Origin of the sequence: Novosphingobium terrae (assembly GCF_017163935.1) — a bacterium.
Classification (GTDB): domain Bacteria; phylum Pseudomonadota; class Alphaproteobacteria; order Sphingomonadales; family Sphingomonadaceae; genus Novosphingobium; species Novosphingobium terrae.
Genome location: NZ_JABVZR010000002.1, coordinates 1,685,592 through 1,700,357 on the forward strand (window position 1 = coordinate 1,685,592; position 14,766 = coordinate 1,700,357).

Consider the following 14,766-nt stretch of genomic DNA (forward strand, 5'->3'; position numbering starts at 1 on the left):
ACGCCCGAACAAGGATCGGGGTAGAAGCCTCATGTCGTGCCGTCAGTGAGCCGATAGCCGCGCCCGCGCATCGTTTCGATCAGTTCCACCCCGATCTTGCGGCGCAGGCGGCCGATGATGACCTCGATCGAATTGGAGTCGGGGTCCGCGTCGCCTTCGTAAACCCGCTCGATCAGTTCGCTCCGCTCAATCACGACCTCCTTGCGCAGCATCAGCACCGAGAGCACGCGCCATTCCAGCGCCGTCAGCTTGAGCGGCAGGCCATCCAGTTCGAACACGCCGATCTGCGCGTCATACGTCAGCGGCCCGCAGATGATCCTGGTGCCCGCATGGCCGCTCCCACGCCGAATGAGCGCGCGCAGCCGCATGACGACTTCTTCGACGCGGAACGGCTTGGTCAGATAATCATCGGCCCCGGCCTTGAAACCCGCGACTTTTTCTGACCAGGCGTCACGCGCGGTCAGGATCAGGACCGGCAGGGCGCGCCCCTCCGTGCGCCAGTCACGCAACACCGACACGCCGTCACGGATGGGCAAGCCAAGGTCGAGGACGGCCGCATCGTAGCATTCGGTGGTGCCCAGATGGCCGCCGTCCTCCCCATTGTCGGCGATGTCGACAACGAAATTCTCGGCACGCAGCGCGCGCGCGATGCTTTGCGCCAGAGTGGCATCGTCCTCGACCAGTAATATGCGCAAGCCCGTTTCCTTTCCGCGCAAACCTAGCTGCCAAGTTTAAACCATAACTGAACGGGCCCGTTCAGGGGCGCGAGGGCCTCCCCTGTTAGACAAGCTTATCACTCAAGAGGAGCCGTCCATGACTGACCACGATATTCCCGAGAACACAACCCACCCCGCAGCAGGCCGCCGATTGGGGCGAGGCTCCATGCTGGCGCTGGCGAGTGCCGGCTTGCTGGCACTGGGCGGCGGGGTTGGGGCCGCTATCATGGCACATAGCCGACCCGCGGTGACAATGGCGCCCGCGACGCCCGTTGCCATCAGCTCACTGGCAAATGGGGTATCCGACGGGATCGTCACGATCCGCGGCAAGATCGCCGAAGTCTATGGGGACAAGTTCATCGTGGCCGATGCATCGGGCCATACGCTGGTCGATGTGGGGCGCAAGGGCGCCGCCAGCCGGCTGGTGGCGCTGGGGCAACCCATCACCGTGCAGGGGCGTTTCAGCCATGGTTTTCTTCAGGCCGCTTTCCTGGTGGGGGCTGATAACAAGGTGGAGGCGGTGGAGCCCTGGCACGGCCACGGGCGTGGCCACCATCACGGTCGATATGAAGATGATGGCCCAAATGATCATGAAGACAAAGGTCTGGAAAGAGGCGATAATGGTGTGGGTGATGGCTCGCCGAAAATCGGGGCCAGCGATGTGCCTGTCAGTAAGGCACAGACCGACAAGTGAGCGTAGTCCATTTTAGCCGGAGGCTTCTGCTCAGAGCAGGGTTGGCAAGGGCATCGGTTGGGGAGCACTGCATATGAAGCGCAAGCACATGCCGGTCATCGACTGGCGATACTGGGGTGGCATCACCCTTGTCAGCATATTCGGCACCAATATGGGCGACCTTTACGCACACACGCTCCATCTGGGGGTCTATCTTGGCGTTGCCATTCTGACGGTGCTTGCATCGATCGTCTTCTGGCAGGAGCGGAAAAGCGATCGAAGCACTGAGCTGTTCTACTGGCTGGTGATCATCATCGTACGCACCGGCGCCACCAATATCGCGGATTACCTCGCCTTTCGAGTGCACATCCCGCAACTCTTGCTGTCCTGCGGCCTTGCCTTGCTCATCGCCCTGGCCGCTGTCATCTCGGCCCGGCGCGGCGCCAGACACGCCATCGGCCTGCCTCGCGGCACACTGCCGCCGACCGATGCTGCCTATTGGGTCGCGATGCTGGGAGCGGGCGTGTTTGGCACGGTTGTCGGTGACGTCGCGTCGCATTTTCTGGGTGAGGGCTATGCTTCGCTCGCCTTGGGAGCACTGCTTGCGCTCGCACTGGCAGCGGGACGTGGCACCGCGTCGCGATGGTTTGTAGCGTATTGGGCCATGGTGATGATCGCGCGCACGACCGGCACGGCGATGGGGGACTGGCTGGCGGAGAACAAAGTGGTGGACATTGGCCTGCCCGTGTCGACGCTGATGACGGGAACGGCCTTCGTGGCGATGCTCATGCTATGGCGCGGCACGAAGCCACAGCATGATCCGGCAAGGGGATGATGCTGCAGAGGTTTGCCGTCTTCTCAGCTAACGTGCCGCGATGGGATTGAATGCATTCCAGCAGATATCCCAGCGTTCCGGAGGAGCTTGTGGCGAGACGATCCGCCTCGCCACAAGTCGGCGCCTCAATCCTTAACCTTCAGCGTCACCGCGATCTTTCTTTGATGACGCTCGATCGCGATCAGCAGAAAGAAAAACATCAGAACGAGGAAGCCGCCGATAATCTGGATTGCCAGAATGACGTTGGCATGCCCTGCGATATTGCCGGCGAGAATCTTTTCCCGCTCGGTCTTCGCATTGGTTGCGCTCTCGTCGCGACGTTCGTTGAGGGTCTGGATGTAGTTCTTCTGATATTGCCCGAACAGAGCTGCAGGGTCCAGCACGCCTTTGGGCAGCTCCATTATAACCTGCGTTTCGGTGTAAGGCACGGTGCGCGTTCCATAGGAAATGCATTCGTTGATGAATGACCCCCAATAGGAGCAATACCTTTCCTCGCGCGTCTTGTTGACCTGTGTCTCGACCCGCTTGCGCTGGGCGGACTTATAGGTTTTGAGGCGCTCCTGGGTAAGGGGAAGTTTGGCCGCTTCATCCATTGCATCGTACAGTGCTTCCAGTTGAGACTTGATCGTCGCGAAGTCCGGTGTGCTGACGGCATCATCGGTAGGTGTCTTATGATCCACCAACGCCGTGAGCCCTTCGCTCAGAAAGCGAGAGTCAAAATCCTGCTCGGTCAGCGGAGTGTCGCCCGCCTGACGATAGGTCTCGAAATTCTTGCGGTAGAGGGCAAAATAGCGTTGCGCAAAGGATTTTACATACGCCTTCTCGGCGTTTTGCGGGTCGGCATCGGATTTGACCTCTGAGCGCGCTGCCTCGGGTGCTGCATCGATCTTCGTGACGTCATCGGACGAGACTTTCGCCTCCGCTTCCTTCACGGCTCCGGCATCACGCGATATTTTATAGGCGCCCGACAAGCCAAGCCACACTGCGCCAACCAACAAGATCGTGGCAATGACCAGGGTGACGGCTCGCAGCATCACCAGATATATTCTTTCCACCTTGTTCAAAAACAAGCTGAAGCGACCGCCGTCCTGGCGATCTTCGTTCTCAATCATGGATTACCCCCTGCCAATAAGTAATCCATATTGAAGCGATTAGGAAGGCGTTTCAAGCCATTATGAAAATGGATTCTGCAGATGCGGCGATGATCCGCAATGGCGATCGCCACAGGCAGCCTGTCCTACTTCCGTATGGCACTTGGCCCATAGATCTGCGCCGGGGTCTTGCGGCCACCATTGTTCCGATAAGCGGCATAGGTCGAAGCCATCCTGTGCTCGCACAGAACGACCCTCTCGGCGTAATCATGCATTTTACCGGCATCGACGTAGCCCGAGATTCGGCCCGCGGCACGTTCATCGGACATGAGCTGCTGAAACCTCCGCATCTCGACGTAATCGGCCGAGATCTCGCTTTCATACTGCGCCAATGCCGCCACCCTGGCTGCAGCCGCGTCATGGCTCTCGACAACACGACGGTGTGCCTCAGCTTCAGCAACCGCACATGGATGCACCGAAATGTCGTTCTGGATGCGCACTTCATCCGCGCATGCCTTCGACAGGAACGTCGGCGATCCTTCCTCGGTCAGTGTGTAATGGAACCACGGCAGGGGTGGGCTATCCATCAGCGGGGGATCTTCCGCCGGCTGTGCCATTGCAAGCGCCGGCGCCATCAATGCCGCGATCGCAACGCTTGAACCCCACTTCATACCGTTCCCCTTCGCGGCGATCATGTGTCAGATTTACGGAGAAAGTCCACAGAACTTCCCCCCTTCGCATCGAACCGCACCACATTTGCCGGAAGGGGTCAGTTTTGACGTGCTGGAGGAATGGAGGGCGGCTTGCGGCGAACTTGTCCGGGGCTTCGTGCGGCAGCTGCGTTAGCGCTACGGTTGATTTGCGGTGCTGCAATCAGGCTGCCTGGAAAAGATACCTGAAATTCAGACGGCGCACATGCATGTCAGGCCTGACTCGCATTGCAGGCAGCAGTGGTTGCAAGGGCTTTGCGTCGTGTGGGCCGCCCATCGGTCCGGGCTCTTCCGGCTTGTGCCCCACCTGCGTTGCCGGCTGCTCCAGATCTGTTGGCGGCGTCAGTCGATATGGGTGTTGAGATAGATGATATCAAACTGCCATTGGTCCTGTGCGGGATGGTCCATGACATGGGTAGCCTTGGAGCGCACGGCTCATGGACGAAAGGCAGCAAAGCGCCATGTCGGCGTTCACGGCAAGCTTGCTTGCCCGACGGCAAGGCCCCTATCGGTTCCTCGTCGGAAAGACCGGCCCCCGCATCGACATGACAGCGGCATCATATGGCTGCTGAAGCGCCGTCACGTCGTCATAGCCTCCTCGCAACCACAGATCATGATGCTCGAGGCGCAGGATCGTGATCATTGCTTTGCCATGGACGGGTTGGACAAGCTCGTTGGGATCGCAGGTGACTATGGCAAAACTGTTGCCCTCCTCCGTCGCCTGCCAGAACCCTGTCACGGCAAAGATGGGATGATCGATCACCGAAAACCACATCTCCCCCTTGAGCGGCTGCTTGCCGTCGGCAAGGTCACCCGTGATCACGTCCAGACCTCGACCACGAACGACATGGGGTGGCAACTGCAGCTCCGGGCCGAATATGGCGAGATCGCTGGCTGACGGTTCGGCGGCCCTGCCTGTCTGAGCATTTCCGCAAAGGAACTTCTAACGGTACGGCCTGAGTGGGACAGATCCTGCCGCCCTTCCCAAGTGGCAGCTTTCCCTAAACTGATCGCGGGAGATGGCCAAACGGGACCTCCAATCACCCCCTCAACAGCTGCCTTACATTCATCTCTTCCAAAGTGCCCTCCGGCAAATCCTGTGCGGTTCAATCGCCGAAAGACTCACGGAAGACTGAACCTCGCCCCCTGTAGACGGCAGGTGAAAATGGCCCCGCCAGCCTTCTAATTTCTCGCCTATTCTGAGCAATGAGGCTACAACGCGTCTCCACCATCAGGACACCCCATGACGAAGCTCAGCCTCCAGGCCAAACAGGATTTCCTTGAGAAGGAGGCAAGCACACGGGACCCTATCAAAGGGATCGCGGAATTTGTCTGGAATGCTCTCGATGCTGATGCGACACAGGTCAGTGTCGTCCTGGAGACCAATGGCCTGGGCGGAACTGTTGCGATCCGGATTTCGGATAATGGTCATGGTATCAGCGAGGAACGCGCCGTCCATGATTTCCAGCATCTGGGAGACTCGCATAAACGGCGGGCCGTGCGCACCCGCACCCACGAGCGCGCCGTCCATGGTAAAGAAGGGCGTGGTCGCCTTAAATTCTACTCGATCGCCCGCCGCGCACAATGGAGGACCGTGGCCGAAGCCAATGGGCAGCGACAGGCGCTGACCCTGACGATTCAGGCCAACGACCTGGAAAATGCCGACCTCTCCGAGATTGTGGAAACCGATGTCCCAACCGGCACCACGGTCGATCTGTCCCCGCTCAAGGAGACGTTCGACAAGTTGTCGAGTCAGGATTCATTTCGCCAGTTCAGCACGATTTTTGCGCCCTATATCCTGCAATATCCGGACGTCGAGATTTCCTACAACGGCTTCACGGTCGACCCGCGCATCACAATCAACAAGATGCACGACATCCCGCAAGGGAAGATCGTATGCCCCGGCCGCACCATTGAGGATCTTCGCCTGAAGGTGATTGAATGGAGCACACCGACGGATAGCCGGCAGATCTTTTTCGGAGGGGACAACGGCATCGTTCTGGGCTCACAGGCTGCCTATGTACAGGCGCCCAGTTTCGTGTTTTCTGCTTATGCCTATAGCGCCTATTTTCGCGAACTGGCTGACGCCAATCTGCTTGATCTTGAAGGTATCAACGACCCGGACTTTCTCTACGTCCTTGAGCATATTCGCGGCAATCTGAAGGATTACTTCCGCGAACGTCAGGCCGATATGGCAAAAGGCCTGATCCAGGAACTGAAGGAACAAGGCGCTTACCCTTACGAAGGCGAGCCGGACAATGAGGTGGAAAAGCGAGAAAGGCAGGTCTTCGATCTGGCGACCCATGCGGTATCATCCTATTCGCGCGAGTTCTCCAGGGCAGACAGCAGCGTCAAGCGGATGACGCTTGCCTTCCTCAAGGAGGCAGTCAAACATAACCCAGACGCGCTCTCGACGATTCTGCGCGCTGTTGTAAATCTCCCCAAGAGCCAGCAAAACGATTTCTCCGAGCTCTTGCAGCGTACGGAACTGGGCAACATCATCTCGTCCTCCAGCCTCGTCGCCGATCGCGTCATGACCCTCCAGACCCTGAACTCGATGGTCTTCGAGCCCAAGTACCGCCAGTCCGCGAAGGAGCGTGGGCAGCTCGACGCGCTGGTGCGCGACAACACCTGGCTTTTTGGAGAACAGTTCCATTTCACCTTGCCCGAGGCTGGCCTCAGCCGGGTGATGGAACGGGTTGCCGAGGAGCGGACCGGCAAGAAGGGCCCTAAAAAGGACATCAGGAAACCGGACGGGAAAAGGGGGCGCGTCGACCAATTCCTTGGACGTGTCGTGCCCGGACCGGATCAGACCCGGCGGGAATACCTGCTTGTGGAACTAAAGCGCCCGTCCCTCAAGATCGGGCGCAAGGAACTCGACCAGGTCGAGGATTATATGAACTCACTGCGCAAGCTGCCCGACTTCTCCCATACCAACACGACCTGGCATTTCTACCTCGTCACCAGCGAATATGACGACAGTGTCGATGCACGGATCAATCAGTCAGGTCGTGCCCGCGGCATCGCCCAGACGGGAGAGAACTATACGCTCTGGGTCAAGACATGGGCGGAAATCCTTCGTGAGAGTGAGGCACGCCACCAATCCATTCAGGACAAGCTCAAGGTCGAGGTGTCTGACATCGACATCGAGAAGCGTATCAGCGCGCTTGCCCAGACCGTCATGAAATCCTGATTGTCGACAGGCTCATCACGAAATTTCCCATACCATGCCCAGTAGTGATTGGAGCTAACTCGTTGGCTCGGTGCTGTGTGCCGGCCCCCTGAACGAAAGGCGTCTACACTGCCCATCGGCGCGACAGGGGTCATGCCAGTCACCACAACCGTCCGGTCATCCAACGACAGTCCGCGCAGATATTATCCCCTGACCCGACGTCAAAAGCAGTTGGTTCTGGGTGGAAATGAATTCGAAAAGGCGTTGCCGGTCGTAGATCTGACCCGTTAATCTTCAGCTTGGCAAGCAACGGTATTGAGGTGCAATTATTCCATGCACCGCAGTGTGCTGGTTTGTTTGTGAATCTGTTATGCTCTCTTATATGTTCCATCAAAGCGAACGTTGTTTCCATAAACGCCAAAGTGGAAGTTTTGATTCACCGAGATATGTCCCGGTTCCAGAAAACGGATTGTTGTGATGCGAGTTTCGTCGTCGCGGGCATTTCCATGACGAAGTTCGAGAACGCCCGGGTCATGCATAACCGCCAGTTCTCCGACGATGCCCAAATTGGGACCTTGGGGTCGCTCTGCTCCCCAAAGAGCAGTTCCGCTTACATAATAGAGGGCTAAACCTTCGTAGGTGTCGGGCAGCGGTGTGAGCAGAAGTTCGGCGCTGTCCGGACTGGACCCCAAACGGACATACTTTCCAGCATAAGGGTCGACTGAAGGGGTCGTCAGTTCGCCAAAGTGAACGGGTTGTGAGAACGCAGACCCTAGCGAAGTCACCAGCTCCTCCTTGAAAGCCTTCACCTCGGTAATGGTCATCCCCTTTTTCTGGGATGGCCGGCTGTCATATTCATCATGATGGTTCAGACACAAAAATGCGAGATTGGTTTCGGCATTGTTCGAGTTGTCATGGTCGAGGTGAGCGATCTGGCCGCTCTTCAGACCCGTGTCACGATTAAGGCCGAAGCAAATACAGCAACGTCGCCTAGAGCTGAGAAGAATGCTTGTCTCGACTTGCTTTGAGATGGGCTTGCGGGTCATGGCCGCTTCATATCCGTCCTGAGACATCAGGGCAATTGCTATGGGGGCACACCTGCAGACCGCTGCTAACTGAATTTGAATGTGTCCACGCCGCCTAGCTGCCAAGTGCCTGATCCAGGATCACGCAGGCATGGCGAAGATCCATGATCGCGGCATCGTAGATGCTGTCGAGCGTGGTGCCCCATCCCGACTTTGTCGCCTTTGGATCGAGGTTCAGGCGTTCGAGAGTGTCGGGGATCGTGTTGGGCGTCTTGCGATGGGTTGCCACCTGAGGAAGGTCGGAGAGCGCGAAAAGCCATCTGACTGGTTGGTTGGACCGGGCGCCGTCTTCGTTGAAGCGGTCGAGGATGTCGGTGCGCGCCCCGGCCAGGTGCTGGCCGGTGATGTTGGCGAGGTCCGCGAGGCACAGCAGCCGATCGAGCAGCTTCAGGCGTCTGAATTTGTTCGTGTCGCTCTGCTTGCCGATGGCGTTGACCAGCCGCCGCAGGGCTCTTTCCCCGAGCGCCTCGATGGCGACCTTGTCGAGTTCGAGGCAGCGCTGCAGTAAGTCCGCCTGCGTCATGTCGGTCGGGATATGGCGGGTGATGGCCTCCACGAAGGGGGCGTTCCACCAGCCGCTCCACTGTCGCTGGGCCGGGTCCATCCCGATGAAATCCACGGCCTCAAGATCATCGATGTCCAGCGCCCGTGCAAGGCGGACGAGCTGCTGGCCAAGGGCCGTCAGCGCGTCGGTCAGATCCTTCGCCCGTGTCGCGACATTGGGCTGGGCGCGCATCGTGGCCAGATCCTGGGGAGCGGGCGGTTCGACCGCGAAGCTGTGCCAGTGTCTGATGGTGCGCTCAGGCGCGCCCTCATAGAGCTTACGCGCTTCGAGCTGAAGCAGATCGCGCCCGATCCGTGTGACATAGTCGACGCTCCTTTGCGCACCGCAGGCGACGCCGGCTCGCTCGGGGCTGATCTCGAAATCGGGCCTCCCCTCATAGGCCGCCAGCACCGCGTCGCGGACATAGACCATGTCGTCGCCGACGCTCAGCTGCCTTGCGTGCTGGTTCGTGAGGGGGAGCGGCAGGCCGGGCCATGCGAGGCCGTCGGTGTTGAGCGTATCGCCGGTGATGGGCAGGGGGCCGGGGCGGGCAAGGATGTGGGCGCCGCGCACTTCGACGTCATAGCCATCTCGCCGCCCCCGGCGCAGGCTCATGCTCCTGTCCTTGAACACAAGGTCGAGATGGGTCTCGTCGCCCAGTGCGGCCTCGATTACATGATCGACGGGGCCGGAGTGCAGTTCCATATAGACCTGCACCATGCCGCGCAGCGTCAGGTAATCCTGCAGGTGGTCGCGCGAGACCTGCACCCGTGCGGGCGTGAGATGCGGCGTTTTGTAGAGGGGGGGCGCTGGTCTCGACATCGTCGCCCAATGTATGGAGCTTGCCGTCGAGCCGCTGCAGGTCGGCCGGTGAGACAAGAGCCGTCCAGGAACAGCGCAGGCCGTCATAGGGCGCCTCGAAACTGTGCATCTCGGCAACCGTGACCATGGGCTGGCTCCAGGGATCTTCCTCCGCGATATGCTTCAGGAGGTCGGGCCACCATGTGTCATCCATCAGGGATACCTCGCATAAAGGTCTGAAGTTGCCTGCCGACGTGTGCCGCGCGAAGGCGGGACAAGTCAATCTGCAAGCTGTGCAGCGTTTGAGGGTGTACTGGCAGCCGTTACCTTCCGCACAGGTCGTTCAAGCAGCAGCAGGCAAAGGGCAGACTTAATTTAGGCCTCGAACCTCTCAGCTCCTTATCCCGCGCTCGCGACACCATTCATGTCTTTCGGCATAGTCGATCCACTCAACATGTCTGAGCCAAAAATCGAGGCCAAGATCACTGGGGCAATCGCATTCGTAACGGACGGCATGATACCCATCGATCTCGCGGTCGGGCGACATTCCCAAGATGAGATAGCGTGCTGCACGCATGACCCAGTCTTCTTGCGGTCCCGACCTGATACGCCAGAATGCGGGTTCGGCCCGCAGCAAGCCTTCGTCGTCTATGATCGCCCGGCAATCATAGCGCAATGCCGTTCCGCCACGATGATAGGGCTGATCGCCGGCAACCAGACGGTACCATACATCCCATGTGCGGTTGGCCGCTTCCGGATCGACAGGCCCGCCAATCCTGGTTTTGGCATAGTCCGGAACGACGACATTGTGAATCTGCCTGGTGAAGGGATCCACCAGAACGCCCTGGATCAGGAGGTCCTGGTCCGGGCCACCTTGCGGCGGTTTGCCATGTTCCTGGTTACGGCGCTTGGAAAACAGGGATGTCAGGGAGAGTCTCATGACATGAGAATTGTCAACATCGTCAGGCATGTCAACATATGGCGGTATTTTATTGGGTCTGGCTTCAATGTTGATATGAATAAGAGGGCTTGTTATTCGTAGTCGGTATAAGCATCGGTTGGTTGGCTGCGCATGAGATATAGCTTGGGTATGCTCTTTTGAGATAGATGCGGATCCATGGATGCTATGCTGTCCGCTGTTTGAAGGATAAATCCACTTATCGGCGTGCGTAGGATAGATCGCGGTGAGGGGCGCTGTCGCATTGCAAATCAACCACCCTGCGTCTTATGCAGCATCTGCGTGCTGCGTTGCCCCTCCTTTCTTGGCATGCATTGCGAAGAGGGTGTCCGGACAATGGATCGCTCCGTGGTCCGGTCATCTTTCCATTGCGATCCGCGGGATGATGCCTGGAAGATCTGGCATCCGGCTTCTTATCAGGTCGGGCCGAGCCATCACGGTTCGCACGACCTGTGCCTGAGACCTTCATCTTCACACCGGACATGTTGGAGCCCTCGCGGCAAAGCCGCGATCGCGCTCTGGGGCGCCGCGAAGAACGGCGCCCCCGGGCCACGCGAAAGCGTGTCCCGGCCCTGCGGGTGGCGATCGCTGGGCCGAAGGGGGTGAAGGGTGATGTGGGCGCCGCGCCCTGCGGGCACGGCGGCGTCTTTGAAGGGGCGCCCCCGGAACGGGGGTGGGCGGCGCGCCCTTTTAGGCGGGCCCAGCCAGGCCGCAAGCCGGCCGCAAGCGACCGGCTCCTCCACTGACGTTCCGGCCCAGGGGTGCGGCCCGGCTTGATGGGCCCGCCTGAGGGCGCTTGTGCCGCCCACCCCCGCTCCGGGGGAGCCCATGGGGGTTTTGGGTGGCGTTTGGAGCATAGCCATGGTTGCACATCGCCAATCTCGCGCATGTGGCAAGGGCAGGGTGTCTGCCGAGAGGTCTGCGCATCATTCACAGGCCGGGGCGTGTCGTGAGGCTTCGGGGGAGCAGTCTTCCCGCGCCAATCTCTATGACGAAGTGACGGGCCGCATCATCGCGCAGCTTGAGGCCGGGTGCTTTCCTTGGGTTCAACCTTGGGGCAAGCCCGATGCTTCGGGCGCGGTGGTGGCCCCCGGCATGCCGCGCAATGCGGTGACCGGGCGGGGCTATTCGGGCGTGAATGTCCTGATCCTGTGGGGCGCGGTCATCGAGTATGGCTATCCCTCACAAAGCTGGCTCACCTTTCGGCAGGCACAGGAAGCGGGCGGCACCGTCAAGAAGGGCGAGCATGGCGTGACCGTGGTCTATGCCGACCGCTTCACCCCGGAAGCCGAGCGCGAAAGGGCGCAGGCCAGCGGCGAGGACGCCAAAACCATTCCCTTCTTGAAGCGTTTCACCGTCTTCAATGTCTCGCAATGTGAGGGTCTGCGCGAGGGGCTGGCCAGCGATCCGGCCCCCTTGCCGATGGCCCGCATCGCGCCTGTGGGCGATGAGGTTATCGCCGCATCGGGGGTGGAATTCCACATTGGCGGCCCAAAAGCGTTCTATGCGCCCGGTGCCGATTATGTGCAGGTGCCCCCGCCGCTTGCCTTCTTCGAGCCCATCAATTGGTATCGCACCGCGCTGCATGAACTGACCCATGCGACGGGCCACACGTCCCGGTTGGGTCGCAACATCCGGAACGCCTTCGGCAGCAAGGACTATGCCCGTGAGGAACTGGTGGTGCGCCGTGTCGGCGCGAATAAAGGAGTGAAGACATGTCTTCTGGATAGCTGGGAAAATCCATGCGTCCCCGACTTACCGGTGCCGGTGATGAGCCGGCTGAAATCCCGAAAGGGAAACGGGACCATAGCATGTCGGGAAAAGGCCCAAACTGCCGAAACCATCGTAGGTCGGGCGGGTCATCGCAAGGTGCGTACGGCGAAAGCTACACTGCCTGAACTCCAGTCCTCAGGGTTTTATCCTCGACGGCGGCGTAGCGATGGTTGCAACGCCGCACCGTGCAGAAACCGGTTTGCGCATGAGAACCGGTCAATGAAGGGAGTGTGGCAACCAAGCGCTCCCGGCCCAGTCGGCACGGCCTGCCCGCCATCGGTGGGATCAAAGGGACGAACGGAGCGCCTAACCGCATCGCATCTCCTTGTTCGCGTAAACACGGGATCGCCTAAATGGGAGCGTCAGCGACCCACATGGCGACAGAGCCGCCATAGTAGCCAAATGCCGGGGGTAATGCCCCGGACAGCCATCCTCGGATGGACGACAACGGATGAAAGTTGCCGGGCAACCGGTGCGGGACTCCTCACTGGTCGGGTGAAGGGCGGCAGTGCTTGCGAGACTGGTCAGCCAACAGGGTGGGCGTGCTGATGCTACCCGATACCTTGCAACGGCGACTGGAATCGATCCCAACCCTGTCGAGACAGGGCAAGCGGATCAATGGCTTGTCGCGTATGATGGCAGACCCGCTCCTGTGGGAGCAGGCCTATGCCGAGATCGCCTCCAACCGAGGCGCGCTCACGCCCGGCGTCACCGGCGAAACGCTCGACGGGTTCTCCCTAGAGCGGGTCGAACGGATCATCGGGCAAATCACAAACGGCAGCTACCGCTTCGCCCCCGTGCGTAGGGTCTTAATCCCCAAGGCCAATGGGAAAACACGCCCACTGGGCATCCCAACGGCTAGCGACAAGCTGGTTCAGGCGGCGGTGAAGCTGCTGCTGGAACGCATATACGAGCCGGTGTTCTCACCGCACTCGCATGGCTTCCGGCGAGGCCGATCCTGCCACACCGCCCTTGAGCATATCAAGGACACCTGGACTGGCGTGAAATGGCTGGTGGACGTCGATGTCGTCGGTTTCTTCGACAATATCGACCACAGCATCCTGATCGACCTGCTTAACAGGAAGATCGACGACAAGCGGTTCATCAGCCTGATCGAAGGGATGCTCAAGGCCGGTTACATGGAGGACTGGTCCTTCAACGCCACTTACAGCGGCACGCCGCAAGGTGGCGTCGTCTCTCCGATCCTCGCCAACATCTATCTGCACGAACTGGATCAGTTCCTGGCAGGGATGAAAGCGCGGTTCGACCGGGGCAAACGAAGGGCCGATAATCCGCGATACCGTAACCTTACCATCGGCATGTACAAACGTCGCCTCCGGGTCGAGAAGCTGCTGAGCGAAGGCCGTGAGGCCGAGGCGCAGGCGGTCCTTGCCAAGATCCGGGAGATGGAGACGGAACGCTCCACCATGCCGTCGAAGAACGGGCTCGACCCGAACTTCAAACGGCTGTTGTTCTGCCGTTATGCCGATGACTTCATCATTGGTGTGATCGGCTCGAAGGCGGATGCCCGAGATGTGATGGCGCAGGTGACGGATTATCTCCGTCATTGCCTTCACCTCGAAGCGTCGCCGGAAAAGAGCAGGTTGAGCAAAGCGTCGAAGGGGACCACGTTCCTCGGCTACACGGTTATCACCGTGACCGGGAGCAGGGTTCGGCGGACGAAGCTAGGAAGGCGGGTCGTGCGTTCGCGCGATCCGGCTGATCGCATTCACCTCCGCGTTCCGCACGACCGGCTCGTGCGGTTCAATCAACGCAAGGGCTATGGTGACCTCGGGCGTCTGAAAGCGATGCACCGCCGGTATCTGGTCGACAGCTCGATGCTGGAGATCGTGCTGGCATACAACGCCGAGATGCGCGGGCTCGCCAACTATTACCGGTTGGCCTACGTTGCGAAGTTCAGCCTTCGCAAGCTGTGGTTCCTCTGGGAAACCAGCCTGCTGAAAACGCTGGCGTTCAAGCTGCGGCTATCGGTCAATCAGGTCGCCCACCGTCTCAAGACACGGGATGGACTCGCCGTCCGCTTCAAAGTGGACGGGAAGGAACGGTCGGTTGCTGTCTTCAATCTAAAGCATATCGACCGGCTGCCGAACCTCGGGCCGAAAGTTGATCGCTGGGCAACCCCTCACTTCACGAAGGGGCGCTCGGACGTGATGGATCGGCTTCGGGCAAAGCAGTGTGAATATTGTGGCTCGACCGAACATCCGTGTGAGGTTCACCATGCCCACCGCTTGGCGGACATGAAGAATACCCCGCTTTGGAAACAGGTCGCGGCGGCACGGCGGCGCAAACGCATCGTCCTCTGCCTGCCTTGCCACAAGGCGCTCCACGCCGGGCAACTCAAGCCGCTCGACAGCGGCGACATGCAAGCACGGAGAGCCGGATGATGG

Annotated in this window: 11 protein-coding genes and 1 pseudogene; 5 read left to right on the top strand and 7 right to left on the bottom strand. The window is 59.7% G+C overall.

What is annotated here, in order from left to right; genetic code table 11:
• Positions 1–29 precede the first annotated feature (29 nt).
• Positions 30–695: a response regulator gene (locus HGK27_RS25420; RefSeq protein ID WP_206243621.1), complete on the bottom strand. Its 666-nt coding sequence runs from the start codon at positions 693–695 to the stop codon at positions 30–32.
• A 187-nt stretch (positions 696–882) separates the two neighbouring features.
• Between HGK27_RS25420 and HGK27_RS25425 the strand changes: the two genes are divergently transcribed.
• Together HGK27_RS25425 and HGK27_RS25430 are read left to right on the top strand one after the other, a co-directional pair.
• On the top strand, positions 883–1,410 hold the full coding sequence (locus HGK27_RS25425) for a hypothetical protein (protein ID WP_206243622.1): 528 nt from the start codon (positions 883–885) through the stop codon (positions 1,408–1,410).
• A gap of 73 nt (positions 1,411–1,483) precedes the next feature.
• On the top strand, positions 1,484–2,224 hold the full coding sequence (locus tag HGK27_RS25430; RefSeq protein WP_206243623.1) for a COG4705 family protein: 741 nt from the start codon (positions 1,484–1,486) through the stop codon (positions 2,222–2,224).
• Positions 2,225–2,349: 125 nt separating this feature from the next.
• Here the strand turns inward: HGK27_RS25430 and HGK27_RS25435 are convergent, their stop codons facing one another.
• From HGK27_RS25435 to HGK27_RS31195, 3 genes are all read right to left on the bottom strand, one after another.
• A complete protein-coding gene (locus tag HGK27_RS25435; RefSeq protein ID WP_206243624.1) occupies positions 2,350–3,336 on the bottom strand; it encodes a hypothetical protein in 987 nt (328 codons plus the stop codon).
• A 125-nt stretch (positions 3,337–3,461) separates the two neighbouring features.
• Positions 3,462–4,010: a hypothetical protein gene (locus HGK27_RS25440; RefSeq protein ID WP_206243625.1), complete on the bottom strand. Its 549-nt coding sequence runs from the start codon at positions 4,008–4,010 to the stop codon at positions 3,462–3,464.
• 520 nt (positions 4,011–4,530) lie between these two features.
• Positions 4,531–4,800 (bottom strand): SOS response-associated peptidase family protein, encoded by a 270-nt coding sequence (locus HGK27_RS31195; RefSeq protein ID WP_407674711.1) that lies wholly within the window; start codon positions 4,798–4,800, stop codon positions 4,531–4,533.
• A gap of 468 nt (positions 4,801–5,268) precedes the next feature.
• Here HGK27_RS31195 and HGK27_RS25450 point away from each other — a divergent pair, with 468 nt between their 5' ends.
• A complete protein-coding gene (locus HGK27_RS25450; protein ID WP_206243627.1) occupies positions 5,269–7,218 on the top strand; it encodes an ATP-binding protein in 1,950 nt (649 codons plus the stop codon).
• A gap of 347 nt (positions 7,219–7,565) precedes the next feature.
• Here the strand turns inward: HGK27_RS25450 and HGK27_RS25455 are convergent, their stop codons facing one another.
• The 3 genes from HGK27_RS25455 to HGK27_RS25465 form a co-directional block, all read right to left on the bottom strand.
• Complete coding sequence (locus tag HGK27_RS25455) at positions 7,566–8,243, bottom strand: hypothetical protein (protein ID WP_206243628.1); 678 nt, start codon at positions 8,241–8,243, stop codon at positions 7,566–7,568.
• A 94-nt stretch (positions 8,244–8,337) separates the two neighbouring features.
• Positions 8,338–9,648, bottom strand: coding sequence for a hypothetical protein (locus HGK27_RS25460; RefSeq protein WP_206243629.1), 1,311 nt, complete (start codon positions 9,646–9,648; stop codon positions 8,338–8,340).
• A 370-nt stretch (positions 9,649–10,018) separates the two neighbouring features.
• Positions 10,019–10,597: a hypothetical protein gene (locus HGK27_RS25465; protein ID WP_206243630.1), complete on the bottom strand. Its 579-nt coding sequence runs from the start codon at positions 10,595–10,597 to the stop codon at positions 10,019–10,021.
• A gap of 849 nt (positions 10,598–11,446) precedes the next feature.
• Between HGK27_RS25465 and HGK27_RS31200 the strand changes: the two are divergent.
• A pseudogene (locus HGK27_RS31200) lies at positions 11,447–12,265 on the top strand (ArdC family protein); the annotation flags it as partial.
• A gap of 641 nt (positions 12,266–12,906) precedes the next feature.
• A complete protein-coding gene (locus HGK27_RS25475) occupies positions 12,907–14,763 on the top strand; it encodes a reverse transcriptase domain-containing protein (RefSeq protein WP_206242959.1) in 1,857 nt (618 codons plus the stop codon).
• The last annotated feature ends 3 nt before the right edge of the window (positions 14,764–14,766 follow it).